This window comes from Stenotrophomonas sp. Ste96 (assembly GCF_024519495.1).
GTDB lineage: Bacteria > Pseudomonadota > Gammaproteobacteria > Xanthomonadales > Xanthomonadaceae > Stenotrophomonas > Stenotrophomonas bentonitica_A.
In genome coordinates, this window is the sequence record NZ_JALJRX010000003.1 from 398,000 (window position 1) to 421,595 (window position 23,596).

At 68.0% G+C, this 23,596-nt stretch carries 25 protein-coding genes and 1 tRNA gene; 15 read left to right on the forward strand and 11 right to left on the reverse strand.

Annotated elements, in window-relative coordinates; translation table 11 throughout:
• Positions 1-42: 42 nt before the first annotated feature.
• Positions 43-1,125 carry an NAD(P) transhydrogenase subunit alpha gene (locus tag OC373_RS11125; protein ID WP_261997701.1) on the forward strand — a complete coding sequence of 361 codons (1,083 nt, stop codon included), beginning with the start codon at positions 43-45 and terminating at the stop codon, positions 1,123-1,125.
• A gap of 72 nt (positions 1,126-1,197) precedes the next feature.
• Here the strand turns inward: OC373_RS11125 and OC373_RS11130 are convergent, their stop codons facing one another.
• From OC373_RS11130 to OC373_RS11140, 3 genes are read right to left on the reverse strand one after another with little or no spacing between them, the layout of a single operon-like run.
• Entirely contained in the window at positions 1,198-1,626 is a 429-nt protein-coding gene (locus OC373_RS11130) for a DUF3106 domain-containing protein (protein ID WP_261997702.1), read from the reverse strand.
• Entirely contained in the window at positions 1,626-1,937 is a 312-nt protein-coding gene (locus tag OC373_RS11135) for a hypothetical protein (protein WP_261997752.1), read from the reverse strand. The genes OC373_RS11130 and OC373_RS11135 overlap by 1 nt, the downstream gene beginning before the upstream one ends.
• 20 nt (positions 1,938-1,957) lie before the next feature.
• Entirely contained in the window at positions 1,958-2,533 is a 576-nt protein-coding gene (locus OC373_RS11140; protein WP_261997703.1) for an RNA polymerase sigma factor, read from the reverse strand.
• A 130-nt stretch (positions 2,534-2,663) separates the two neighbouring features.
• On the opposite strand from OC373_RS11140, the gene OC373_RS11145 reads away from it, so the two are divergent.
• A complete protein-coding gene (locus OC373_RS11145; protein WP_019182396.1) occupies positions 2,664-2,972 on the forward strand; it encodes an NAD(P) transhydrogenase subunit alpha in 309 nt (102 codons plus the stop codon).
• Positions 2,969-4,420, forward strand: a complete 1,452-nt coding sequence (locus OC373_RS11150; protein ID WP_070426674.1) for an NAD(P)(+) transhydrogenase (Re/Si-specific) subunit beta — start codon at positions 2,969-2,971, stop codon at positions 4,418-4,420. Before OC373_RS11145 ends, OC373_RS11150 begins: the two co-directional genes overlap by 4 nt.
• A gap of 148 nt (positions 4,421-4,568) precedes the next feature.
• On the opposite strand, the gene OC373_RS11155 is transcribed toward OC373_RS11150, so the two are convergent.
• A complete protein-coding gene (locus tag OC373_RS11155) occupies positions 4,569-4,988 on the reverse strand; it encodes a hypothetical protein (protein ID WP_070426675.1) in 420 nt (139 codons plus the stop codon).
• A gap of 118 nt (positions 4,989-5,106) precedes the next feature.
• On the opposite strand from OC373_RS11155, the gene sufT reads away from it, so the two are divergent.
• The 3 genes from sufT to OC373_RS11170 all read left to right on the forward strand — a co-directional run bounded on the left by sufT (position 5,107) and on the right by OC373_RS11170 (position 9,135).
• Positions 5,107-5,658, forward strand: a complete 552-nt coding sequence (gene sufT / locus OC373_RS11160; protein WP_019182393.1) for a putative Fe-S cluster assembly protein SufT — start codon at positions 5,107-5,109, stop codon at positions 5,656-5,658.
• 57 nt (positions 5,659-5,715) lie between these two features.
• A complete protein-coding gene (locus OC373_RS11165) occupies positions 5,716-6,813 on the forward strand; it encodes a branched-chain amino acid aminotransferase (RefSeq protein ID WP_019182392.1) in 1,098 nt (365 codons plus the stop codon).
• Positions 6,814-7,389: 576 nt separating this feature from the next.
• Positions 7,390-9,135, forward strand: coding sequence for a S8 family peptidase (locus OC373_RS11170; RefSeq protein ID WP_261997704.1), 1,746 nt, complete (start codon positions 7,390-7,392; stop codon positions 9,133-9,135).
• 76 nt (positions 9,136-9,211) lie between these two features.
• Here OC373_RS11170 and OC373_RS11175 read toward each other — a convergent pair whose 3' ends face one another.
• From OC373_RS11175 to wrbA, 3 genes are all read right to left on the reverse strand, one after another.
• On the reverse strand, positions 9,212-9,697 hold the full coding sequence (locus OC373_RS11175) for an asparaginase domain-containing protein (protein ID WP_026070231.1): 486 nt from the start codon (positions 9,695-9,697) through the stop codon (positions 9,212-9,214).
• Between the two features lie 103 nt (positions 9,698-9,800).
• Entirely contained in the window at positions 9,801-10,148 is a 348-nt protein-coding gene (locus OC373_RS11180; protein WP_261997705.1) for a DUF2069 domain-containing protein, read from the reverse strand.
• Entirely contained in the window at positions 10,145-10,735 is a 591-nt protein-coding gene (wrbA, locus tag OC373_RS11185; RefSeq protein ID WP_019186096.1) for an NAD(P)H:quinone oxidoreductase, read from the reverse strand. The genes OC373_RS11180 and wrbA overlap by 4 nt, the downstream gene beginning before the upstream one ends.
• A gap of 132 nt (positions 10,736-10,867) precedes the next feature.
• Between wrbA and OC373_RS11190 the strand changes: the two genes are divergently transcribed.
• On the forward strand, positions 10,868-12,142 hold the full coding sequence (locus tag OC373_RS11190; protein WP_019186097.1) for a YihY family inner membrane protein: 1,275 nt from the start codon (positions 10,868-10,870) through the stop codon (positions 12,140-12,142).
• The gene (locus OC373_RS11195) at positions 12,139-12,702 is read left to right on the forward strand and encodes a TlpA disulfide reductase family protein (RefSeq protein WP_261997706.1); all 564 of its coding nucleotides are present in this window, start codon (positions 12,139-12,141) and stop codon (positions 12,700-12,702) included. Before OC373_RS11190 ends, OC373_RS11195 begins: the two co-directional genes overlap by 4 nt.
• Before the next feature lie 86 nt (positions 12,703-12,788).
• On the opposite strand, the gene ppk2 is transcribed toward OC373_RS11195, so the two are convergent.
• The 4 genes from ppk2 to hemA are packed head-to-tail and all read right to left on the reverse strand — an operon-like array spanning position 12,789 to position 17,715.
• Positions 12,789-13,568: a polyphosphate kinase 2 gene (ppk2, locus tag OC373_RS11200; RefSeq protein WP_070426678.1), complete on the reverse strand. Its 780-nt coding sequence runs from the start codon at positions 13,566-13,568 to the stop codon at positions 12,789-12,791.
• Positions 13,569-13,618: 50 nt separating this feature from the next.
• Positions 13,619-15,328, reverse strand: coding sequence for a tetratricopeptide repeat protein (locus OC373_RS11205; protein ID WP_261997707.1), 1,710 nt, complete (start codon positions 15,326-15,328; stop codon positions 13,619-13,621).
• Positions 15,329-15,353: 25 nt separating this feature from the next.
• Positions 15,354-16,439 carry a peptide chain release factor 1 gene (prfA, locus tag OC373_RS11210; protein ID WP_019186101.1) on the reverse strand — a complete coding sequence of 362 codons (1,086 nt, stop codon included), beginning with the start codon at positions 16,437-16,439 and terminating at the stop codon, positions 15,354-15,356.
• Positions 16,417-17,715: a glutamyl-tRNA reductase gene (gene hemA / locus OC373_RS11215; RefSeq protein ID WP_019186102.1), complete on the reverse strand. Its 1,299-nt coding sequence runs from the start codon at positions 17,713-17,715 to the stop codon at positions 16,417-16,419. The genes prfA and hemA overlap by 23 nt, the downstream gene beginning before the upstream one ends.
• A gap of 65 nt (positions 17,716-17,780) precedes the next feature.
• Between hemA and OC373_RS11220 the strand changes: the two genes are divergently transcribed.
• The 7 genes from OC373_RS11220 to pth all read left to right on the forward strand — a co-directional run bounded on the left by OC373_RS11220 (position 17,781) and on the right by pth (position 23,553).
• Positions 17,781-19,469: a tetratricopeptide repeat protein gene (locus OC373_RS11220; RefSeq protein ID WP_261997708.1), complete on the forward strand. Its 1,689-nt coding sequence runs from the start codon at positions 17,781-17,783 to the stop codon at positions 19,467-19,469.
• Positions 19,466-20,125, forward strand: a complete 660-nt coding sequence (lolB, locus tag OC373_RS11225) for a lipoprotein insertase outer membrane protein LolB (RefSeq protein ID WP_070426682.1) — start codon at positions 19,466-19,468, stop codon at positions 20,123-20,125. Before OC373_RS11220 ends, lolB begins: the two co-directional genes overlap by 4 nt.
• Positions 20,122-20,991 (forward strand): 4-(cytidine 5'-diphospho)-2-C-methyl-D-erythritol kinase, encoded by an 870-nt coding sequence (gene ispE, locus OC373_RS11230; RefSeq protein ID WP_261997709.1) that lies wholly within the window; start codon positions 20,122-20,124, stop codon positions 20,989-20,991. The genes lolB and ispE overlap by 4 nt, the downstream gene beginning before the upstream one ends.
• A 9-nt stretch (positions 20,992-21,000) precedes the next feature.
• Positions 21,001-21,077, forward strand: a tRNA-Gln gene (locus OC373_RS11235).
• Between the two features lie 136 nt (positions 21,078-21,213).
• Positions 21,214-22,173 (forward strand): ribose-phosphate diphosphokinase, encoded by a 960-nt coding sequence (locus tag OC373_RS11240; RefSeq protein WP_026070235.1) that lies wholly within the window; start codon positions 21,214-21,216, stop codon positions 22,171-22,173.
• A 106-nt stretch (positions 22,174-22,279) separates the two neighbouring features.
• Positions 22,280-22,894 (forward strand): 50S ribosomal protein L25/general stress protein Ctc, encoded by a 615-nt coding sequence (locus OC373_RS11245; protein WP_070426684.1) that lies wholly within the window; start codon positions 22,280-22,282, stop codon positions 22,892-22,894.
• 80 nt (positions 22,895-22,974) lie between these two features.
• Positions 22,975-23,553, forward strand: coding sequence for an aminoacyl-tRNA hydrolase (gene pth, locus OC373_RS11250; RefSeq protein ID WP_019186108.1), 579 nt, complete (start codon positions 22,975-22,977; stop codon positions 23,551-23,553).
• The last annotated feature ends 43 nt before the right edge of the window (positions 23,554-23,596 follow it).

A 23,596-nucleotide genomic window follows, 5' to 3' on the forward strand; every position in this document is an offset into this window, starting at 1 on the left:
GGTTACGATCAGCCCACAATCCGCTGATCGTCGGGGACAGGCATGGCTGTCGAGGTGTTGGTGGTAAAGGAGCACGCGCCGGGGGAACGGCGCGTGGCGATGACGCCGGAAACGGCGCGCAAGCTGATCGCGCTCGGCGCAGGCGTGTCATTCGAACCGGGTGCCGGGTTGGCGGCCGGCTTCCCCGATGCGCTGTATCAGGAGGTGGGCGCGCAGCCCGCCGATGACACCCGCCTGGCCCAGGCCGACCTCGTGCTGTGCGTGCAGCCACCCGCCAATGACCGCCTTGCCCGGTTGAAACCGGGCGCCAGCCTGATCGGGATGCTGCATCCGCAGGCCGATGCCGAGCGCGCCGGGCTGATCCAGTCGCGCGGCCTGCAGGCGTTTCCGCTGGAGCGCTTGCCGCGTACCACGCGGGCCCAGTCCATGGACGTGCTCAGTTCGCAGGCCGGCATGGCGGGCTACAAAGCCACCCTGATCGCGGCGCAGCGCGCGCCGCGCTTCTTCCCGATGCTGACCACCGCTGCGGGCACGATCCGCCCCTCGAAGGTACTGGTGGTCGGCGCCGGCGTGGCCGGCCTGCAGGCCATCGCGACCGCCCGCCGTCTCGGCGCGCAGGTGGAAGGTTTCGATGTGCGTCCGGAAACCCGCGAGCAGATCGAATCGCTGGGCGGCAAATTCCTTGACCTGGGTGTGAGCGCGGTCGGCGAAGGTGGTTACGCGCGGCCGCTGACCGATGAGGAACGTGCCGAGCAGCAGCGCCGCCTGGGCGAGCACCTGCGCACGGTGGACGTGGTGATCTGTACCGCCGCCGTGCCCGGCCGGCCCGCGCCGAAAATCGTCAGCACCGCGATGGCGCGTGGCATGAAACCAGGCAGCGTGATCGTCGATCTGGCCGCGGAAACCGGCGGCAACTGCGAAGCCACCCAACCGGGCGAGGTGGTGGACCTGGACGGCGTGCTCATCGACGGCCCGCTCAACCTGGCCAGCCAGGGCGCGGTGCATGCCAGCGAGATGTACGCCCGCAACGTCTACAACTTCGTCGCGCTGTTCCTGAAAGACGGCGCCGTCACCTTCGACTGGGACGACGAACTGCTCGCGAAAACCCGCTGGGTCGCCGCCTGAAAAAACGGGGACGGGGGTAGTTGATAACTACCCCGTCCCCGTTGTTGGTCGTTGCTTCAGTGCTTCGGCGCTTCAGCGCTTGGACGGCGGCGCAGCAGGGGCGGGGTTGGCCTTCAGCCACGCCTTGCGTTCGTCCGGCGTCATCCGCGCCCAGCGGTCGCGCAGCTCCTGCCGTTGCGCCGGGCTCATGCTGCGCATCTGACCGAACAATGCGCGCGCCTGCTCGCGCTGCTCCGGCGTCATGTTCTCGAAACGGTGGCGGCCGCGGTGCGCCTGCGCGCGCTGCTCCGGGGTCATGGTCAGCCAGCGCTGGCCGTGCTGCAGCATGCGCTCGCGCTGCGGGGCAGGCGCGTCGTTCCAGCGGTCACGCACGGGCGCGATCAACGCCTCGCGCTGCTGCGGGCTGAGCGCGTCCCAGTCCGGCAGCGGGGCGGTCTGCGCCCAGCCCGACGCACTCAAGGTCAGCCATACCAGCCCCAGGGACAGTCGCAGTTTCATCATCACTCCATTGCCAGGTCGGTGCCGCCCAGCCACAAATACAGATCGGGATTCTCGTCGAGGACATCGCTGCTGTCATCGGTGGCGCTCGCCATCACCGGTGCCGGCGGGGCGCTCGATTCGCCCAGGAGGAAACTGTAGCCCAAGGCGAGGGCGACCACCGCCGAACAGGCCGTCGCCATCCACCACGACGGCGCATGCCGCTTGGCCGGTGAGGCCGCATGGCGCGCGTTGCGCAGCCGCGCCAGCGTGGTCGGCGAGAGCGTATCCAGCGCCTGCGCATGCAGCTGCCGCAGGGCGGCATCGTCAGGCATCGAAGGGGGCAGGGGGCGGTTCACAGGGCGATCTCCAGAGACTGCTGCAGCGCCTGGCGGGCGCGCGAAAGATGGGTTTTGACCGCGCCTTCGCTGCAGCCCATGGCCTTGGCCGTGGTGGCGCCATCCAGGTCCTGCAGCACGCGCAGGGTGAAGGCCTCACGCTGGCGCGCGGGCAGCTCCCGCAGCGCCTGCACCAGCTGCGCGTACTGGTCGCGCTGCTCATGGGCCTGGGCCGGACCGGGGGCGCTGTCGGCCCAGTCGATATCGTGGTCGCCGCCGGCCTCGTCGCTGCTGCGCCAGAACTTCAGGCGGAAGCCACGGCGGCGCTGCAGGTCGACCACGCGGCGGCGCAGGATGCTCCAGAACAACGGCGCCCATTCGGCGGCGGGTTTGTCGCGATAGCCGAGCATCTTCAACATGCTGTCCTGCACCGCATCCAGCGCGTCCTCGCGCTGGCGCAGGCCCGCTTCGGCGAAGCGGAACGCGCGCGGGCCGATGCCGGCCAGGAAGGCGTCCAGCGACACCGGCAGCGCCACCTCGGGCGTGGCGGGCAGGTCGGCATCCGTCGACGGTAGGGGAGAGCTCACCAGCACAGGGTAGCGTTCCGGCAGGGGGATACCGTGAGAACGCCCCGGGGCGGGCCCGGTTGACCGGCCTGCCCGATTGGTTCAGCGCATGGTTATGATGCAGGGGACGGGATGACCGCCTGGGAGAGTGACTGCAATGAGCGACGGGTTCGTGGCGTTGTATATCTTCATGCTGGCCGCCATTGCCGGCCACGTGATCATTTCGCGGGTGCCGGTGATCCTGCATACCCCCCTGATGTCCGGGTCCAACTTCATCCACGGCATCGTGCTGATCGGCGCGATGGTGGTGCTGGGGCACGCGCAGACGCCGCTGGAGAAGATCATCGGGTTCATCGCGGTGGTCCTGGGCGCCGGCAACGCAGCCGGCGGCTACGTGGTGACCGAACGCATGCTGGACATGTTCAAGCCCAGCGCCAAGCGCGACGCCGGGGAGAAGGCGCCTTGAACGTGACCACCGCGCAGCTGCTGCAATGGCTGGTCCAGGTGAGCTACCTGGTCGCCGCGACCCTGTTCCTGCTTGGCCTGCAGCGCATGGCCTCGCCGATGACCGCGCGCAGCGGCATCCGCTGGGCCGGGCTGGGCATGCTGATCGCCACGGTAGCCACGTTCTTCCTGCCCGAGCTGCACAACATTCCGCTGATCCTGGCGGCGGTGGCGATCGGCACCGGCGTGGCCTGGTGGTCGGCCAAGCGCGTGGCGATCACCGACATGCCGCAGATGGTGGCCCTCTACAACGGCATGGGCGGCGGTTCGGCGGCAGCGATCGGTGCGGTTGAACTGCTGCGTTTCTCCTTCCTGGCCAACCGCGATACCACCCATTGGAGCGAGCAGGCGCTGGCCGACCTGGCCGCGCGCCAGCCGTCGGCGACGGTGCTGGCGCTGGCCGTGATCGGCTCGGCGATCGGTGCGGTGTCGCTGTCCGGCTCGATCATCGCCTGGGCCAAGCTCGACGGGCGGTTGGACCGCCGCGTCACCTTCCCGGGGCAGCAGGTGTTCAACCTGCTGGTCGCGCTGGCGATGGTGGTGCTGGGCATCTGGGCGGCGGTCACGCTGAGCCCGGTGGCGATCATCAGCTTCTTCGTGGTCGCACTCGCACTGGGCGTGCTGATGACGCTGCCGATCGGCGGCGCCGACATGCCGGTGGTTATCTCGCTGTACAACGCGTTTACCGGCCTGGCGGTGGCGTTCGAAGGCTATGTGCTCGGCAACGAGGCGCTCATCATCGCCGGCATGATGGTCGGCGCGGCCGGCATCCTGCTGACGCGGTTGATGGCCAAGGCGATGAACCGGCCGATCAGCGGCGTGCTGTTCTCCAATTTCGGGGGCGGCGGCGTGGCGCAGGAAATCAGCGGCGCGCAGAAGCCGATCGAGGCCAGCGATGTCGCCGCGATGCTGGCCTTCGCCGAGCGCGTGGTGATCGTGCCCGGCTACGGCATGGCCGTGGCCCAGGCCCAGCACAAGGTGTGGGAACTGGCGCAGCGCCTGATCGATCGCGGCATCAAGGTGAAGTTCGCGATCCACCCGGTCGCCGGGCGCATGCCGGGGCACATGAACGTGCTGCTGGCCGAAGCGGGCGTGCCCTACGACCTGATCGCCGACATGGACGACATCAACCCCGAGTTCCCGAACACCGACGTGGTGCTGGTGATCGGCGCCAACGACGTGGTCAACCCGGTCGCGCGCACGGATCCGGCCAGCCCGATCTACGGCATGCCGATCCTGGACGTGGTCAACGCCCGCAACGTGGTGGTGATCAAGCGCGGCAAGGGCACCGGCTTTGCCGGCATCGAGAATGCGCTGTTCTATGCCGACAACGCCCGGATGCTGTACGGCGATGGCGCCGGTGCGGCGAGCGCGCTGGTCAGCGAACTGAAGGCCCTCGACGGCGGGTAAACGTCATCGCATGCGCGCTGACGCCCCACGTTCTGCTGCGCAAAACGCGGGCCCGGTCTCATCAGCACCCAGACCCCCGCGCCTTCGGCGCCGCCCCCTGACTCAGGGGGCTCTCTTTCAGCTGCATTCCGACAGCGTGCAGGGTGCCTTACTTGGCCACCCACCAACCCACGACCAGCGCCACGCCCAGCCACAGCCATTCCACCGCGCCGTTGGCCAGGCCGCTCAGGGTCCACGCCAGATAGGGCCCCATGCGCAACGCTGATTCCCACGGGGTGAGCCCCATCGAGCCGCCCAGGTAGGCCGAAGCGATCCCCCAGTTGGCCGCCAGCGCCACCAGCACGGTGGCCAGCACGGTCAGCACCACCCGGGGGGCACCGGCGCGCAGGGTGCCCAGGCGCAGCATGAACGCGATCTCCAGCGCGGCTACAACCGCCATCCAGCTGGCCTGGCGGCCGGTGAGCAGGGCGATGAACAACCAGGCCAGCGTGGCCGTGACAACACCAAGCAGAAACAGCGGGGGCCAGAGCCAGTGGCGGCTCCGGACAGGCACGGACGTGGGCGACATGCAATCTTCCTGTAAGTCCCCACAGGATACCGGCTTGCGGGGTGACCGGCGCGTGGGCGGCCACTGGGCTAAAATGGTCGCCTTGCGGGAATTGGCCGCGACCCCCATATCGATCCACATGTATTCCCGTAGCAGTGAACCTGTCCACTTCGAACGCGACTGCGAGGCCGTCATGGTCCCGCAGGGCGAAACGGTCACGCTGCCCGCTGGCAGCTATGGCTATATCACCCAGGCCCTGGGTGGCAGCTATACCGTCTTTGTCGAAGGCAATCTGTTCCGCATCGCCGGCAAGGATGGCGATGCCATCGGCAAGGAAGCGCCCCCGGCGCTGGAACTGCCCGCCGATGCCTCCGACGAGGAGGTCGAAAAACTGGTGTGGCAGCAGCTGCGCACCTGCTTCGATCCGGAGATCCCCTTCAACATCGTCGATCTGGGGCTGGTCTATGAAGTGGACCTCAAGCACCTGGACGACGGCCAGCGCGAGGTCGACATCAAGATGACCCTCACTGCGCCCGGCTGCGGCATGGGCGAGATCCTCGTCGATGACGTGCGCAGCAAGCTGGAAATGATCCCGACGGTGGCCGAGGCCGACGTCGAGCTGGTGTTCGACCCGCCGTGGGGCCGTCACATGATGTCCGAGGCCGCCCGGCTCGAAACCGGCATGCTGTAACCGCCCATCGCCAGCCGGCGTCACGGCGTTCCCCGTAACCAGAACAGGAAATATCCGGTGTCCCAGTCTTCCGTGAGCTTCAACACCACCCGTTCCGCCCAGCCGCGCAGCAGCGAGGAGCGTGAGCGCATCCTGGCCGCCCCCGGTTTTGGTCTGCACTTCACCGATCACATGGTGGAAGTGCGTTGGGACAAGGACACCGGCTGGCACGATGCCGTGGTGCGCCCGTACGGTCCGCTGCAGCTGGACCCGGCCGCCGCGGTGCTCCATTACGGCCAGGAAATCTTCGAAGGCATCAAGGCCTACCGCCACGCCGACGGCTCGATCTGGACCTTCCGCCCGGAGGCCAACGGCCGCCGTCTGCAGCGTTCGGCCCAGCGCCTGGCGCTGCCGGAACTGCCGGTGGAGATCTTCGTCGAATCGCTCAAGCAGCTGATCGCCGTGGACGCGTCGTGGGTGCCCTCGGCCGACGAATCCAGCCTGTACTTCCGTCCCTTCATGATCGGCGATGAAGCCTTCCTCGGCGTGCGCGGCGCGCACAAGGCCGGCTACTACGTCATCGCCAGCCCGGCCGGCCCGTACTTCGCCAAGGGCGTGGCGCCGGTCGCGATCTGGCTGTCCACCGAGTACGCGCGCGCAGGCAAGGGCGGCACCGGCGCGGCCAAGTGCGGTGGCAACTACGCCGCCTCGCTGCTGCCGCAGCAGAAGGCGCAGGCACAGGGCTGCTCGCAGGTCCTGTTCCTGGACCCGGTCGAAGGCAAGTACCTGGAAGAACTGGGCGGCATGAACGTGTTCCTGGTCTACAAGGACGGCACCCTGGTGACCCCGGCGCTGTCGGGCAGCATCCTGGAAGGCATCACCCGTGAAAGCATCCTGCAGCTGGCCCGCGACCGCGGCATGAAGGTCGAAGAGCGCAAGGTCACCCTGGAGGAGTGGAAGGATGGCGTGACCTCCGGCGAGATCGTGGAAGCGTTCGCCTGCGGTACCGCTGCGGTGGTCACCCCGATCGGCCAGCTCAAGGGCGAAGGCTTCTCGGTGGGTGACATCAACGCCCCGGCCGGCGAAGTGACGATGTCGCTGCGCAAGGAACTGACCGACATCCAGTACGGCCGCCTGCCGGACCGTCACGGCTGGCTGGTCCGCCTGGACGCCTGAGTCCTCGGGGTCTGAGCGCAAGCATCGAAAACCCGCCTGGCGACAGGCGGGTTTTTTGTTGCCCGTTCGCCACCGCGCCGGTGGTGCTCCCCCCAAGAGAGGCCGCGCAGCGTTCGACATCGGTAGTGCCGGCCGCTGGCCGGCTATGCAGCATTCCGCGGAGCCGGCCGGCGGCCGGCACTACGGGCTGGTCGGGGCCGGCCAGCGGCCGGCACTACTGTCCTGCGGTGGCAGTGGCGTAAGTGATTGATGCGCAAGTGTTGTCCCGGATTTGTCGGCCGCGACAGCCATTTCAGACAATCCGTGGCGCAATCGGCCCACCCGAAAGGCCGATTGCGCCTTCACTTTCACAAACCCTCGACCCGGAAAGTCTCAGATCCGACATTTCATGTCACTGAAGTGCAGCTGAAACATTGTTGATCGACCAGTCAGCCACTAGCGTCGCGATGGGCGGTTTGATTCAGGGGAACCGATCCACTCACCGGGCCGATCCGCGCCATCGATTGCAGCAGCGCCCGGATCGGACCTGGATTCTCAGCCGCGACGACGGCATTCACTGTCTGAAAGGGAAATCCGATGTCTCATGTCTCGCAACACCGTTTGCGTCAGCGTGCATTGGTTGTATTGGGCGCGTCCGTTCTGTCGACCCTGCTGCTGGCCACCCCGGCCTTCGCTGGCGATGTGCAGTTGAGCGGCCTGTCCTCGGCGCCGACCCATCAGCGCTTCATCGTGAAGTACAAGGACGGCAGCACCGAGGTCGCCACCCCGACTGCACTGGCCAGCTCGCTCAAGGCCGCCGCGGCGGCGGTACCGGCCGCCCAGGGCCGCGCGCTGGGGCTGCAGAAGCTGCGCCAGCTGGCGATCGGCCCGACCGTGGTCAAGGCCGACCGGCCGCTGGACCGTGCCGAAGCCGAGCTCCTGATGCGCCGCCTGGCCGCCGATCCGAGCGTGGAATACGTCGAGGTCGATCAGCTGATGCAGGCCACCCTGGTGCCCAATGACACCCGGTTCTCCGAACAGTGGGGCTTTGGCACCAGCAATGCCTCGATCAACGTACGCCCGGCCTGGGACAAGGCCACCGGCGCCGGCGTGGTGGTGGCGGTGATCGACACCGGCATCACCAACCACCCCGATCTGAACGCCAACCTCCTGCCCGGCTACGACTTCATCAGCGACGCGGCGATGGCACGCGACGGCGGTGGCCGCGACAACAACCCCAACGACGAAGGCGACTGGTACGCCGCCAACGAATGCGGCTCGGGCATTCCGGCCTCCAATTCGAGCTGGCACGGGACCCACGTGGCCGGCACCGTCGCGGCGGTGACCAACAACAGCACCGGCGTGGCGGGCACGGCCTTCAATGCCAAGGTCGTGCCGGTGCGCGTGCTCGGCAAGTGCGGCGGCTACACCTCCGACATCGCCGACGCCATCGTCTGGGCCTCTGGCGGCACCGTCAGCGGCGTCCCGGCCAACGCCAACCCGGCCGAAGTGATCAACATGTCCCTCGGCGGCGGTGGCAGCTGCTCCACCACCTACCAGACCGCGATCAACGGCGCCGTCTCGCGCGGCACCACGGTGGTCGTGGCGGCCGGCAACAGCAACACCAACGTCTCTTCCTCGGTACCGGCCAACTGCGCCAACGTCATCGCGGTGGCCGCGACCACCTCGGCCGGCGCCCGCGCCAGCTTCTCCAACTACGGAACCGGCATCGACATCTCCGCGCCGGGGCAGGGCATCCTCTCCACCCTCAACAGCGGCACCACGGTACCGGGCAGTGCGTCCTACGCCTCCTACAACGGCACCTCGATGGCGGCACCGCACGTGGCCGGCGTGGTCGCGCTGATCCAGTCCGTCGCGCCCACCACGCTGAGCCCGGCCGCCATCGAAAGCCTGCTCAAGAGCACCGCACGGCCGTTGCCGGGCGCCTGCTCCGGCGGTTGCGGCGCGGGGATCGTGGACGCCGATGCGGCGGTGACCGCCGCGCTCAACGGCACCGGCCCGGGCCCGGGTACCGGCACCGTGCTGCAGAACAATGTGCCGGTCACGGGCCTGGGCGCTGCCAGCGGTGCCTCGCTGGCCTACACCGTGGCCGTGCCCTCGGGCAGCAGCCAGTTGAAGGTCACCATCGCCGGCGGCAGTGGCGATGCCGATCTGTATGTCCGCAACGGCAGCGCGCCGACCGATACCGTCTACACCTGCCGCCCGTACCTGAGCGGCAACAACGAGACCTGCGCGATCCCGTCGCCGGCGGCCGGCACCTGGCATGTGCGGGTGAAGGCCTACTCGACCTTCTCCGGGGTCACCCTGACCGCGCAGTACTGATCGCTTTCCCATCGCACCAACGCAGAACGCCCCGGCATGCCGGGGCGTTCGTTCGATCAACACGCTGCGCCAAGGATTACGCCGCTTCGAACCGGTTCGCGGCGACGTTCTTGCGCACCTGCTCCGGATTCCAGATCCGGCCGTTCATCGCGATGTACACACCGCTCGGCAGCGACTGCACCGCACCGATCGCGCAGCCGATGTTGAACTCCGCATCCGAACCGCGGAACCGTGCCGGGCTCAGCGCGCCGGTCATGACGATGGTCTTGTCGGTGATCGACTTCAGCACCTGGCCCGTCTGCACCATCGAGTCGGTGCCGTGGGTCACCAGCACATGCCGGGTCGGCTGCGCTGCGATCGTCGCCCGGATCAGCTCGCGGTCCTCGTCGGTGATGTGCAGCGAATCCTTGCGCAGGATCGGAATCACGTTGAAACGGAAGGTCACGCCCAGCTCGCGCAGGATCATCCCGATCTGCGGATCACCGATCTGATAGTCCGACTTGTCGTCGAAGTAGATCTTGTCGATCGTGCCACCGGTGGTGATGATCAGTAGTTCTTCCATTGCAAGCATCCTGGGTACCAGACAGAAGGGCACGGAACCGCCGCGCCGACCGGTAGATGATACGGCTGACGCCCGCCCGATGCAGGCTTGCGACGCCACACGGTCAGCCGGTTGTGGTCTTCCGCCCGAAGCGCCGCCGCAGCCCCGGCGTGCTCGCCACCCCGATCACCGCCAGCGCCAGCGCCAGCTCGAGCCACCCCCACAACGCGACCTCCGGGTGGCTCCAGGCGCTCATCACCCCGTGGCTGAACCAGAACAGCGCCAGCACCCCGGCCCAGAACATCGCCTTGCCCCGCCGCACCAGCACGCCCAGCGCCAGCAGCAGCGGCGGCAGGGTGAAGACCAGCTGGCTGGCCAGCCAATGCTTGTCCTGCGCGAACCAGACCGCGAACAGCACCGCCAACGCGACCAGCAGCAGGGCCAGCACGATCTCCTGCGCTCGGGTGCTCACGCCAGCCGCCGTGCGATATCGGCCACCCGCCGCCCCAGCGCCCGCGCCAGGATGCTTTCATCCTCGCTGGGCACTGGGTTGTCGTCCGCCCCGGCCACATGGCTGGCGCCATACGGCGTGCCCCCGGTCGTGGTGTGGCTCAGTGCCGGCTCGGTGAAGGGGATGCCCACGATCAGGCAGCCGTGGTGCAGCAGCGGTACCTGCATCGACAGCAGGGTCGACTCCTGACCACCGTGCAGCGAGGCCGTGGAGGTGAACACCCCGGCTGGTTTGCCGGCCAGGGTGCCGTTGACCCATTCCGCACCCAGTCCGTCCAGGAAGTGCTTCACCGGCGCGGCCATGTTGCCGAACCGGGTCGGGCTGCCCAGCAGCAGCCCCGTGCACTCGGCCAGATCGGCCACGCTCACATACGGCGCACCGTCTTCGGGCACCGGGGGCAGGGCCGTCTGTGTCACCGCGGCCACCGGCGGCACCGTGCGCAGCCGCGCGCTCATGCCCGGCACCTCGCCGATGCCGCGCGCAATCTGGCGGGCAAGCCGTGCCACTGAACCGCCACGGCTGTAATACAGCACCAGGATCTCCGCCATTTCGCTTTCATCTCGTTGCGTCCGATGGAGGCAGTATGGCAACGCAGCCCGCTCAGGGCGAGGTCCGTGGCGGGCCGGCCGCGGTGAGCAGGCGTGCATGCCGCACACCCGTCATCGGGTACCCTTGCGCCGATGGAACCTCTCGATACGATCAACCTGTGGATCGAACGCGTCCGGGACCGCGCGCGCACGATCAGCTTCGGCCGCTTCCTGTGGCGCCGTTTCCTTGATGACCGTCTGTTCCAGGCGGCCGCCTCGCTGGCCTACACCACGGTGTTCGCGCTGGTGCCGCTGGCCATCGTGGTGTTCGGGGTGCTCTCCGCGTTCCCGGTGTTCGACCGCTGGAGCGACACCCTCAGCGACTACGTGTTCTCCAACTTCGTGCCCAACGCCGCGCGCGCCGCCGAAGGCTACCTGCGCCAGTTCTCGGCCAGCGCCGGGCAGCTCACTGCCGCCGGCTTCATCGCGCTGGTGGTGTCGCTGCTGATCACCCTCAACAGCGTGGAGGAAACCTTCAACCAGATCTGGCGGGTGAGTTCGACCCGGCCGAAGCTGACCCGCTTCCTGGTCTACTGGACCGTGCTCACCCTCGGCGCCATGCTGGCGGCGGCGTCGCTGGCGGTCTCGGCGCGGGTGTTCGCGTTGCCGCTGTTTGGCACCAGCGAAGGCCGCTGGCTGGCCAACGTGTCACTGACCGTCGCCCCGATCCTGATCGAATTCCTCTGCATCATGCTGGTCTACCGCGTGGTGCCGCACCACACGGTCAAATGGCGGCATGCCATTCCCGGCGCGATCCTGGCCGCGATCATGCTCGAGCTGGTGAAGTGGGGCATGGGCGCCTACCTGGGCAGCTTCCAGTCCTACCAGAAGCTCTACGGCACGGTCGCCTTCGTGCCGATCCTGCTGCTGTGGATCTACCTGTGCTGGGTCTCGGTGCTGCTCGGCGCCTCGCTGGCCTCCTCGATCGCCGCGTTCCGCTACCAGCCGGCCGACCTGCGCCTGCCAGTGGGCTACGAGATCTACGGCCTGCTGCGGCTGATCGGCCGCTTCCACCAGGCGCGCGCCGATGGCCGCAGCCTGGATGACGACGAGATCCTGCGGCTGGAGCCGATGCTGACCGATTCGCTGCTGCATACCCTGCTGTGCGATCTGGAAGCGATCCGCGTAGTCCGCCGCGACGAGCAGGGCGAGTGGCTGCTGGCGCGCGACCTGGACAAACTCACCCTGGCCGACCTGTACGAGACCACGCAGATGCGGATCCCGATCAAGGAAGCCTACCTGCCGTATCGCGACGACAGCCTGGGCACGGCCTCGGTGGCCGCACTGGACACGCTGCGCCTGCCGCTGCGCGAACTGCTCAAACGCCGCGTCAGCGATATCTATTCGACCCCCGGAGACAAACCATGACCGCCAAGCCCCTGCTGCTGGCCCTGGGCCTGCTGACGCTGGCCGCCTGCAACAAGCCCGCTGCACAGAGCGAGGCCACTGCGCCCGCCGCCCCGGCCCCGATCGATGAACCGGCTGTGCCGCCGTCCGACGCGGTGCCAGCCACCGAGCGCAGGACCGTCGAACAGCCCACGCTCAAGGCCAAGGCGCTGGATGGCACCGACTACGATCTGGCCGCGCACCGTGGCAAGTGGGTGGTGGTGAACTTCTGGGCGACCTGGTGCGCGCCGTGCCGCAAGGAAATGCCCGAGCTCTCGGCGCTGCACGCGATGCGCAATGAGATTGAAGTGGTCGGGCTGGCCTTCGAGGACATCGAGCCGGCCGAGATGAAGGCCTTCCTGGAGAAGCGGCCGGTCACCTACCCGATCGTGATCGTGGACACCTACAACCCGCCGGAAGACTTCGCGATCCCGCGCGGCCTGCCGATGACCTACCTGATCGCACCGGACGGCAAGGTCGCCAAGGAATTCCTCGGCCCGGTCACCGCGCATGACATCGAGGCGCGGATCAAGGAAGGCTGAGCCTGACGGGCGTGCCGGTGGATGGTCGGCACGCCTTTGCCCCGTTGCGCGCGGTAGACCCAAAAGCATCCACGCATGGCGTGGATCTACGTGGTGACGAAGGGTTCGATTGGCTTAAGCACCTCGAAGTGCTCCTTGTGCAGCTTGCCCTTCAACGGTGGCAGCGCCAGCACCGGTTCGTCCACGCGGGTATCGGGCAGGCGGTCGAGCAGGTTGCGGATCAGACCCAGCCGCCCGCGCTTCTGGTCATTGAAGTCCACCAGCGTCCACGGCGCATCGTCGTTGTGGGTGGCGCGCAGCATCGCTTCGCGGCTCTCGGTGTAGGCGCTGTACTTGCTGCGCGATTCCAGGTCCACCGGTGAGAGCTTCCAGCCCTTGAGCGGATCGAGGTGGCGTTCGGCGAAACGCTTTTCCTGCTGCGCCTGGTCCACGCTGAGCCAGTATTTGAACAGCACGATGCCGTCATCGATCAGCAGCTTTTCGAACACCGGCGCCTGCGCCAGGAAGCTGCGGTACTGCGCCTCGGTGCAATAGCCCATCACGTGCTCGACCCCGGCACGGTTGTACCAGCTGCGGTCCATCAGCACGATCTCACCGGCCGCCGGCAGGTGCGAGACGTAGCGTTGGAAATACCATTGCGTGCTCTCGCGGTCGGTCGGCTTGGGCAGCGCGACCACCTTGCACTGGCGCGGATTGAGATGCTCGGCGATGGCCTGGATCGCGCCGCCCTTGCCGGCGGTGTCGCGGCCTTCGAACAGCACCAGCACGCGCTGCCCGGTGTGCTGCACCCAGCGCGCCATTGCCGCCAGTTCCAGTTGCATCGGTTCCAGCAGGGCCTGGTAGTCCTTGCGCTTGAGCTTGCCCATCAGCGTGCCTCGGTCATCCACAGGAGGCCCGAGCCTAGCGCAGCCGATGCTCAGGCGATGTGTGGGCCCTGCCAACCACGCTCGCGTGCGAGCGCCTCGACCACCGCACTGAAATCGCGCGCGAAGTCGGCCATGTCGAACAGCCCGCTGTCCTCACGACGCTGGGCCAGCGTGGCGCGCGCGGCCTGCAGCGCGGCCGGGTCATTGCCCAGGCGCACTGCGGTGGCCACGAACGCGGCATCATCGGCGACGTTGAAATCGTGCATGCCCAGGTGATGATTCAGGCTGCCGGCCACGCGCGAGGCGAACGTCGTGCCGGGGCAGGTCAGTACCGGGCAGCCGGCCCACAGCGCATCCGAAGCGGTGGTGTGGGCGTTGTAGGGATGGGTGTCCAGGAACAGGTCGGCGTGCTGATAGCGCGCCAGGTAGTGCGGGTGGGGCAGGCGCGGCATGAACACCAGCCGCGCCGGATCCAGCTGCGCCTGGCGTGCCGCGCTGCGCAGCCGCGCGTCGGCATTGCCCGGGCCGGAGAGCAGCCACAGCACGCTGCCCGGTATGCCCTGCAGCACCGCCAACAGCCGCTGCATGCTGCGCGGGTTGAGCTTGTAGCTGTTGTTGAAGCAGCACAGCACCATGCCCTGCGCCGGCAGGCCGCAGTCCTCGCGCGACGGTGCCGGTTCCAGCACGCGGGTGTTGTCCGAGGGCTGGAACGCGCGCGGCAGGCGCCGCACGTTCTCACTGAAGGCCGGCGCCAGCGCGTCGGGCAGCACGAAGGCATCGGCCAGCACATGATCGATCCACGGCGCGCCGGAGGTGCCCGGGTAGGCGAGCCAGTTGACCTGCACGGGCGCCGGCCGCATCGCCAGCACCTGCGGCGTTCCGCCACCGCCCCAGCCGCGCAGATCGAACAGCACATCGATGCCCGCCTCGCGGATGCGTCGGGCGATGTGCTGATGCGGCTGCGCGCTGACATCGTGCAACGTGTTTGCCGCCTGCTGCAGGCGCTGGCGGATGGGGCTGCCGTCGTCCCCGGTGAGCGCGAACAGATGCAGCTCCAGCATGCCCTGCGCGCGCAGCTGTTCGAACAGCGCCACGGTCAACAGGCCGGTGGGATGTGCGCCGAAGCCGTTGGAAAGAAAGCCGACCCGCAACCTGCCCGCGTGGCGCACCCCGGAAGGCGGCAACCGCGCGATTCCCTCGGCCAGCGCCGCCGCACGCTGCCGCGCACAGGCAAGCTGCTCGGCGGCGCTGCTGTCTTCGCTGAGGAAGGCGAACGGCTCGACCACGGCCTGGCCCTGGGCGACGGCCTGGCGCACCCGCGCCGACAGCCGATCCAGGTCGCGCCAGTCGCACAGGCGGCGTTGCCAGTTGAGCAGCTGCGCGGTGATGTAGGGCTCGCTGGGCAGCAGACGGTGCGCATGGCGATACGCATCGGCGGCCGCTTCGGGCTGACCGGCGTCTTCCAGTGCGTGGCCAAGCCACAGCGTGATCCCGGGGTGCTGCGGCGCGCGATCGGCGGCCTGGCGCAGCAGGGTGGCCGCCTCATTATGGCGACCCTGCATCCAACGTGCGCGACCGAGCCGGGCCAGTGCCTCGGGATGGTCGCCGCGCAGCTGCAGCGCGCGCGCTGCAGCCTGCTCGCCGGCACGCACGTCGCCGGCCTCCAGCTCGGCGTCGGCCAGCATCACCCAGGCAATGAAATCCGTCGGTTGGCGCTGGACGGCCTGACGCAGCTGCAGACGCTGCGGATCGGCACTCATCGTGGCCGCTCCGCGGCGGGCATGCTCAGCTGCCTTCCGCGAGCCGGGCCAGCTCGTCGGCCTGGTGTTCGTGGGTCAGGCGGCTGACCAGTGCATCCAGATCGCCGGTCAGGATGTTGGGCAGGTCGTACAGGGTCAGCCCTTCCACGCGGTGGTCGGTGATCCGGCCCTGCGGAAAGCTGTAGGTCCGGATGCGCTGGCTGCGGTCGCCACTGCCGACCTGCAGCCGGCGGCTTTCGGCCTGGGCGGCGGCCTGCTTGCTGCGTTCGGTGTCCAGCAGCTGCGCTTTCAGGCGCTTCATCGCCTTGTCGCGGTTGGCGTGCTGGCTGCGCTCGGTCTGGCATTCCACCACCACGCCGGTCGGCAGGTGGGTGATACGGATCGCCGATTCGGTCTTGTTGACGTGCTGGCCGCCGGCGCCGGAGGAGCGGTAGGTGTCCACGCGCAGGTCGGCCGGGTTGATCACCACGTCCTCCACGTCGTCTGCCTCCGGGATGATCGCCACGGTCGCCGCGGAGGTATGGATGCGCCCCTGCGACTCGGTCGCCGGCACGCGCTGCACGCGGTGCGTGCCCGATTCGAACTTCAGCCGCGAGAATGCCCCCCGGCCGACCACGCGCGCCACGACTTCCTTGTAGCCGCCATGTTCGCCGGGGTTGTCCGATTCGATCTCGACCTTCCAGCCCTGGCGCTCGGCGTAGCGGGCGTACATGCGGAACAGATCGCCGGCGAAGATCGCCGCCTCGTCACCGCCGGTACCGGCGCGCACTTCCAGGAACAGGTTGCCGTCGTCGCGCGGATCGCGCGGGACCAGCAGCAGGGCCAGTTCCTCGTCCAGCTGCTGCAGGCGCTGCTGGGCGGCCGTGATTTCCTCGTCGGCCAGCTCGCGCAGGTCCGGGTCTTCGCGCATCGCTTCGGCGGCGGCGAGATCGGCCTTGGCACGGGCTTCGTCGGCCAGCGCGTTGGCGACCGGCTCCAGCTGCGAAAACTCGCGCGAGAGCGTGCGGAAGCGGTCGTTGTCGCCGACCACGGCCGGGTCGGACAACAGGCGTTCCAGTTCTTCGCGGCGCTCGGCCAGCGCTTCCAGCTTACGGCGCAGGGTCGGCGTCATCATTCCTCGCTACATCGGTACGCACGGCAGGGTGCTGGTAACCCGGCTTGGCCGGGAACAGGCGCTCGGCGGCGCGGGTGAGTTCAGTATCGCCGCTGAGCGCGGCCGCGCGCAGGGCGGCGGTCGGCGGGTGCAGCAGGCGGTTGGTCAGGCCGTGCGCGAGCAGTTCGAGCACTTCCTCGGGTGATTTGCCATGGGCCAGCTGCTGGCGGGCTTTCTCCAGCATCTCCACGCGGGTCGCTTCGCCGTAGGCGCGCAGCTGCCGCAGCGGGGCCTGGTGCACGCTGGCCTGCAGGGTTTCCACGAACCGGGCGACCTGCAGCTCGATGATCGCTTCGGCCTCGGCCGCGGCTTCCCGGCGGCTGCGGCGGTTGTCTTCGACCGCCCGCTCCAGATCGTCCACGGTGTACAGGAAGGCATCGGCCAGTTCACCCACGCCGGCCTCGATATCGCGGGGCACGGCCAGATCGAACAGCAGCATCGGCTTGTGCTTGCGCGTCTTCAACGCGGCAGCGACGTGCGCACGGGTGATCACCGGCTCGCGCGCGGCGGTGGCCGAGAACACCACGTCGGCCTCGCCCAGGTGGCGGTCCAGTTCGCTCAATGGCAGGGCGACGCCGCCATGCCGGCTGGCCAGCTCCTGCGCATGGGCGAGGGTACGGTTGGCGATCAGCAGCCGGCGCACGCGCCCTTCGCTGAGATGGCGTGCGGCCAGTTCGATGGTCTCGCCGGCGCCGACCAGCAGCACGGTGGAATCTTCCAGCCGTGCGAACGAGTTCTGCGCCAACCGCACCGCGGTGGAGGCCACCGAGACCGGGTTGGCACCGACGCGGGTATCGGTGCGGGCGCGCTTGGCCACCGAGAAGGTCTGCTGGAACAGCCGGTCCAGGCGCTGGCCGAGCAGGCCGTGGTCGCGGGCGAGCGCCCAGGCGTCCTTCACCTGGCCCAGGATCTGCGGCTCGCCCAGCACCATGGAATCCAGCCCGGTGGCCACCCGGAACAGATGGCGCACCGCATCGGCGTCGGCGTGCTGATAAAGGTACCCATGCAAGGTGCCGGCGTGCGACTCCAGCCACTGCGCCAGTGCATCACCGGATTCGGCCACCGCATACAGCTCGGTGCGGTTGCAGGTGGAGAGCAGGACCGCCTCGGCCACCTGCGGGGTATCGCGCAGCGACGCCAATGCCTGGGGCAGGGCGTCGCCGCCAAAGGACGCGCGTTCGCGCAGTTCCACCGGCGCGGTCTGGTGATTCAGTCCGAGCACCCACAGGGTCATTGTTCAGTTGCTTGCGATAAGCTGCTGGCCATTCAAGTCGTCATTTTAAGGCTCAGATGCCCCCGATGCCCGCATTGATTCGCATCTCCAGCGTTCTGCTGCTGTCTTTGTTCACCGCCAACGCCCTGGCCGCCCCCCCGGCAGCCCCGGCCAAAGGCAAGAACAGCACGGCCGAGGCGGTCCCCCTGGCCCCGGTCATGGCGGGCGAATTCGCCCTGCAGGCAGGCAAACTGGGCGACGCCGCGCGCTGGTACCTGGAGGCGGCCGAGGCCAGTGAAGGCGATGCCGGCCTGGCCGAGCGCGCCTCCCGGATCGCCATGCTGGCCAACGATGACAAGCGCGCCGCCCGCGCGCTGGCCCTGTGGGAGCAGCGTGCGCCGCGCTCACTGGCCATGCGCAGCAGCACCGCCGCGCTGGACATGCGCCAGAACAAGGTGAAGGCCGCCCGCACCGAACTGCAGGCCCTGCTCAAGGATCCCGACCCGACTGCCTGGAAGTTCGCGATCGGCGCCCTGATCAGCGGCGGCAGCGATCCCAGGGTGCCGGCCCAGGTGCTGGGCGAGCTGGTCGATGCCAATGCGATCCCCGACCGCCTGGAGGTCTGGCAGGAGTTCGGCCGGCTGGCGATGCGCATGGAGCAGCCCGAGCTGGCCCGGCGCATGGTCGACGAGGTGGTCAAGCGCTTCCCCGATGAACCACGCGTGGCCCTGCTGCATGCCAGCCAGCTCAACCAGGCCGGCAAGACCGATGAGGCCCTGGCCCTGCTGAAGGGCGTGGAGCCCAGGACCACCCAGGACCCGGAGCTGCGCAATGCGGTCGCGATCTCCTACGACCTGATGGGCCAGCCCGCCGCCGCCGAGCGCGTGCTGGCAGTCGGCCCGCAGGATGTGCAGACCTACGGCATGCGTGCGTCGCTGCTGGCCAAGCAGAAGGACGACCCGGGCCTGCTGGCCCTGTATACCGACATCTCCCGGCAGGCGACCAAGCCGGACCCGGCCCAACGCCTGCTGCTGGGCAAGATCGCCGAGTACCTCAAGCGCTACGAGGAAGCGGTCAACTGGTACCACAGCGTGCCCGGTGGCCCGGAGCGCGATGAGTCGCGGCTGCGGGCGGCCAATGCGCAGAACGAGCTGGGCCGCACCGACAAGGCGCTGGCCGAAGTGCACGCGATCCAGACCGATGCCACCGTCGATGACGATGCCCGCCGCGATGCCTATCTGCTCGAGGCCGAGCTGCGCCAGCGCGGCAACGACGATGCCGGTGAACTGGACGCGCTGGCCCGTGGCCTGGCCGCGTATCCGGACGAGAACGCGCTGCTGTATGCCCGCGCCCTGGCCTGGGAGCGTCGCGACGACATCCCGCGCGCCGAGGCCGACCTGCGCAAGGTGCTGGTCACCGATCCGGAGAACATCGCCGCGCTCAACGCGCTCGGCTATACCTTGGCCGACCGCACGCAGCGTTATCAGGAAGCCTTGGAACTGATTGACCGCGCGCGCGTGGCCGAGCCGGACAACGCCGCCATCGTCGACAGTTACGGCTGGGTGCTGTATCGCCTGGGCCGCAACGAAGAAGCACTGGTGCAGCTGCGCCGCGCCTGGACGCTGGCCAAGGATGCGGAGATCGCCGCGCATGTGGGCGAAGTGCTGTGGGTGTTGAACAAGAAGGACGAGGCGCGCCATTTCTTTGAAGAGGCGCGCAAACTCGACCCGGACAACCGCGCCCTGCAGCGCGTGATCGAGAAATACGGCGTATGAATCTGCTGTCCCTGAAAGCCGCGTTTGCCGCGGCCGCGGCGTTGTCGCTCTCCGCCTGTGTATCGCTGGACGAGCGCAAGGCGCCCTCCGCCCCGACCGTGGTCACCACTGTTTCGCCCGCTGCGCAGCAGGCCGAGGCCGAGCGCGTCGCCGCCGTGCGCGCCTCGCCGGCCTGGTCGTTCCAGGGCCGGGTGGCGATCAGCAAGGGCAAGAACGGTGGCAACGGCCGCATCGACTGGCAGCAGCAGGCCCAGGGGTACGTGGTCGAACTCAGTGCCCCGGTCACCCGGCAGAGCTGGAAGCTGACCGGCGACAGCCAGCACCAGGGCGGGCGCCTGGAAGGTCTGGAGGGCGGCACGCGCGAAGGCGAAGACGCCCAGCAGGTTCTGCTGGAGGCCACCGGCTGGGATATCCCGGTCAACCAGCTGCCCGAGTGGGTGCGCGGCCTGGTGGCCGACGCCGCGCCGGCGGGGCTGATCGAGCGCGACGGCGAAGGTCGTCCGCGCCGTGTGCGGCAGCTCGGGTGGGAGATCCAGTATCTGGACTGGTACCCGGCCGACGCCGGTCGTCCGGTGCTGCCGCGGCGCATCGAAGCGGTCAATGGCGACGCCAAGGTCCGTCTGGTGGTCGACAGCTGGGTGCTGGCCAGCCCATGAGTACGTTGGATGCGCGCGAGGGTTGGTCGAACTGGCCAGCCCCGGCCAAGCTGAACCTGTTCCTGCACATCACCGGCCGCCGCCCGGACGGTTACCACGCGCTGCAGACCGTGTTCCGCCTGCTCGACTGGGGTGACCGGATCCGGCTGCGGGTCCGCGAAGACGGCCGGATCCGCCGCGAAGGCACCTCGGTGGCGGGGGTGGCCGAAGCCGATGATCTCGCCGTGCGGGCGGCGCTGTTGTTGCAACGTGTCGCGAACGTCGCCCAAGGTGCTGATATCGGCATCGAAAAGCATGTTCCTGCCGGCGGTGGTTTCGGGGGAGGGTCGTCCGATGCCGCCACCGTCCTGGTCGCCTTGAACCGTCTCTGGAACGCCGGCCTGGACGTGGATGCGCTGGCCGCGCTGGGTCTCCAGCTGGGCGCGGACGTGCCGGTCTTCGTGCGCGGGCACAACGCCTGGGCCGAAGGCGTGGGCGAACTGCTCACCCCCATCGCGCTGCCGCCGGCCTGGTTCGTGCTGGTCCACCCGGGCGTTCACGTGCCGACTCCCGCACTTTTCGCATCACCGGATTTGACGCGGGATGCCCCAGTGGCGAAAATAGCGGACTTCGCTTCCGGGTCTTTGCTCGGGAATGCGTTCGAGCCGGTCCTGCGCCGCCGCGAGCCTGCCGTAGAGGCAGCGCTTGCAGCGTTGAGCAGTATCGGCCGGGCACGACTCACCGGGTCGGGAAGCGGTTGTTTCGTCGAATTCGCCACGCGCGCTGCTGCAGAGCAGGGCCTGGCGCAATTGCCGAAGGAACTGCAGGCATGGGTGGCTGCGGGCATGGAGCGCTCGCCACTGCTTGATGTACTCGAGCGTTACTGATTTTGATGCAGGGGCGTCGCCAAGAGGCCCAAGGCACCAGGTTTTGATCCTGGCATTCGGAGGTTCGAATCCTCCCGCCCCTGCCACTAGCGGATATCTGCCGCGACTCCATGCGCATGTCTGCGCGGGCGCGGTGCATACGCCGCGGTGTTGTCACCGCAGACACCTCCGGGTGCCAGCGGCCCAGTTCTCCGCCAATCGCTCCCGCCCGAGACCGTCATGATGCAAGAACACCCCAACCTGCTGGTATTTTCCGGCAACGCCAACAAGCGCCTTGCGCAGAGCATCTGCAAGGAACTGGGGGTGCGGCCTGGCAAGGCGTTGGTGTCGCGCTTCTCCGATGGTGAAGTGCAGGTCGAGATCGAGGAAAACGTCCGCAAGCAGGACGTGTTCGTGATCCAGCCGACCTGCGCGCCCAGCGCAGAGAACCTGATGGAACTGCTGGTCCTGATCGATGCGCTCAAGCGCGCCTCGGTCAACAGTGTCACCGCCGTGGTGCCGTATTTCGGCTACTCGCGCCAGGATCGCCGCATGCGTTCCTCGCGCGTGCCGATCACCGCCAAGGTGGCGGCAAAGATGTTCAGCGCTGTCGGGGCTGACCGGGTACTGACGGTGGATCTGCATGCCGACCAGATCCAGGGCTTCTTCGACATGCCGGTGGACAATGTGTACGCCTCGCCGCTGCTGCTCGCCGATATCTGGCGCGCCTACGGCACGGAGAACCTGATCGTGGTGTCCCCGGACGTCGGTGGTGTGGTGCGTGCGCGCGCCGTCGCCAAGCGCCTGGATGATGCTGATCTGGCGATCATCGACAAGCGCCGGCCGCGCGCCAACGTCTCCACCGTGATGAACATCATCGGTGACGTCGAAGGCAAGACCTGCGTGATGGTCGATGACATCGTCGATACCGCCGGCACCCTGTGCGCGGCTGCCGCGGCGCTGAAGGCGCGTGGCGCCCTCAAGGTTGCCGCGTACTGCACCCACGCCGTGCTCTCGGGCCCGGCAGTGGACAACATCAACAACTCCCAGCTCGATGAGCTGGTGGTGACCGACACCATCCCGCTGCGTGAAGAGGCGCGGGTGTGCAGCAAGATCCGCCAGCTCAGCGTGGCGGAAATGCTGGCCGAGACGATGCGCCGCATCGCCTTCGGTGAGTCGGTCAGCTCGCTGTACGTGGATTGATTTTTTCCGCCCGCCGGCAACGGTGGGTGGTTTCCCGGGGGCATCTGGTCGCGGATGTCTCCTCACCGCTTCGCCGCAGGGCGAGGCATCAACTGGTAGTAAAACAATGTCCAAGACTCATGAAATCAAGGTCACCGCTCGTGACGTGCAGGGCAAGGGTGCGAGCCGCCGCCTGCGTCACGCCGGCGTGATCCCGGCCGTCGTGTACGGCGGCGACGTCGCTCCGATCAACATCAACCTGGACCACAACCAGATCTGGCTGGCGCAGCAGAACGAGTGGTTCTACTCGTCCATCCTGGACCTGAACCTGGACGGCCAGGTCACCAAGGTGCTGCTGCGTGACATGCAGCGCCACCCGTTCAAGCAGCTGATCATCCACCTGGATTTCCTGCGCGTGAACGAGAACGAAGCACTGACCGCCAGCGTGCCGCTGCACTTCATCAATGAAGACACCTCGGCTGCCGGCAAGGCTGCCGACGTCGTGGTCACCCACGAACTGAAGGAAGTGACCATCACCTGCCTGCCGAAGGACCTGCCGGAATCGATCGACGTCGACCTGGCCGACCTGAAGGCCGGTGACGTGATCTACCTGTCGGACATCAAGCTGCCGAAGGGCGTCGAGATCCCGGCCCTGGCCCAGGGCAAGGACCATGACGACGCGATCGTCACCGCCAAGCTCGGCAAGGAAGAAGCTGCCGACGAAGCGCCGGCTGCAGAGTAAGTGATTGCGGCGCCTGTCCTTCGGGGCAGGCGCCGTTTCTGTATGTACCGGCACAGGGCGGGTACCGACGAAGAAGAGTGATGACAGGATTGCGATTGATCGTTGGCCTGGGCAACCCCGGACCCGAGCACGCCCAGACCCGGCACAATGCCGGGTTTCGTTTCATTGACGCCCTGGTGGAACAGGCCGGCGCGCGCTGGAGCGTGGACAGCAAGTTGTTCGGCGAGACCGCCAAGGTCGACATCGCCGGCCAGCCGGTGTGGCTGCTCAAGCCCGCCACCTTCATGAACCTCAGTGGCAAATCGGTCACCGCCGCGCAGCGCTTCTGGAAGATCGAACCGGAACAAACCCTGCTGGCGCACGACGAGCTGGACCTGCCGCCCGGCGTGGCGCGGCTCAAGTTCGATGGCGGCCACGGCGGCCAGAATGGCCTGCGCGACACCATCCGCCTGCTCGGCCATGGCAGATTCCATCGCCTGCGCATCGGCATCGGCCATCCCGGCCACAAGGACCGCGTGGTCCCGTGGGTACTGGGCCGTGCCGGCAAAGACGATGATGTGCTGATCGGTCGTGCCATCGAAGATGCGATCGACGTGCTGCCGCTGGCGGTATCCGGCGATTACAGTGAGGCGATGAAGCGCCTCCACACCCCGAAATAACCACGGTGTACCGACCATCGGTCGGTACCTACCACCCCCAGAG

Bases quoted from the DNA above. Each gene is read 5' to 3' on its own strand.
- OC373_RS11125 (WP_261997701.1), top strand. From the start codon at position 43: ATGGCTGTCGAGGTGTTGGTGGTAAAGGAGCACGCGCCGGGGGAACGG.
- OC373_RS11130 (WP_261997702.1), bottom strand. From the start codon at position 1,626: ATGATGAAACTGCGACTGTCCCTGGGGCTGGTATGGCTGACCTTGAGT.
- OC373_RS11135 (WP_261997752.1), bottom strand. From the start codon at position 1,937: ATGCCTGACGATGCCGCCCTGCGGCAGCTGCATGCGCAGGCGCTGGAT.
- OC373_RS11145 (WP_019182396.1), top strand. From the start codon at position 2,664: ATGAGCGACGGGTTCGTGGCGTTGTATATCTTCATGCTGGCCGCCATT.
- OC373_RS11155 (WP_070426675.1), bottom strand. From the start codon at position 4,988: ATGTCGCCCACGTCCGTGCCTGTCCGGAGCCGCCACTGGCTCTGGCCC.
- sufT (WP_019182393.1), top strand. From the start codon at position 5,107: ATGTATTCCCGTAGCAGTGAACCTGTCCACTTCGAACGCGACTGCGAG.
- OC373_RS11170 (WP_261997704.1), top strand. From the start codon at position 7,390: ATGTCTCATGTCTCGCAACACCGTTTGCGTCAGCGTGCATTGGTTGTA.
- OC373_RS11175 (WP_026070231.1), bottom strand. From the start codon at position 9,697: ATGGAAGAACTACTGATCATCACCACCGGTGGCACGATCGACAAGATC.
- wrbA (WP_019186096.1), bottom strand. From the start codon at position 10,735: ATGGCGGAGATCCTGGTGCTGTATTACAGCCGTGGCGGTTCAGTGGCA.
- OC373_RS11190 (WP_019186097.1), top strand. From the start codon at position 10,868: ATGGAACCTCTCGATACGATCAACCTGTGGATCGAACGCGTCCGGGAC.
- OC373_RS11195 (WP_261997706.1), top strand. From the start codon at position 12,139: ATGACCGCCAAGCCCCTGCTGCTGGCCCTGGGCCTGCTGACGCTGGCC.
- ppk2 (WP_070426678.1), bottom strand. From the start codon at position 13,568: ATGGGCAAGCTCAAGCGCAAGGACTACCAGGCCCTGCTGGAACCGATG.
- OC373_RS11205 (WP_261997707.1), bottom strand. From the start codon at position 15,328: ATGAGTGCCGATCCGCAGCGTCTGCAGCTGCGTCAGGCCGTCCAGCGC.
- prfA (WP_019186101.1), bottom strand. From the start codon at position 16,439: ATGACGCCGACCCTGCGCCGTAAGCTGGAAGCGCTGGCCGAGCGCCGC.
- hemA (WP_019186102.1), bottom strand. From the start codon at position 17,715: ATGACCCTGTGGGTGCTCGGACTGAATCACCAGACCGCGCCGGTGGAA.
- OC373_RS11220 (WP_261997708.1), top strand. From the start codon at position 17,781: ATGCCCGCATTGATTCGCATCTCCAGCGTTCTGCTGCTGTCTTTGTTC.
- lolB (WP_070426682.1), top strand. From the start codon at position 19,466: ATGAATCTGCTGTCCCTGAAAGCCGCGTTTGCCGCGGCCGCGGCGTTG.
- ispE (WP_261997709.1), top strand. From the start codon at position 20,122: ATGAGTACGTTGGATGCGCGCGAGGGTTGGTCGAACTGGCCAGCCCCG.
- OC373_RS11240 (WP_026070235.1), top strand. From the start codon at position 21,214: ATGCAAGAACACCCCAACCTGCTGGTATTTTCCGGCAACGCCAACAAG.
- OC373_RS11245 (WP_070426684.1), top strand. From the start codon at position 22,280: ATGTCCAAGACTCATGAAATCAAGGTCACCGCTCGTGACGTGCAGGGC.
- pth (WP_019186108.1), top strand. From the start codon at position 22,975: ATGACAGGATTGCGATTGATCGTTGGCCTGGGCAACCCCGGACCCGAG.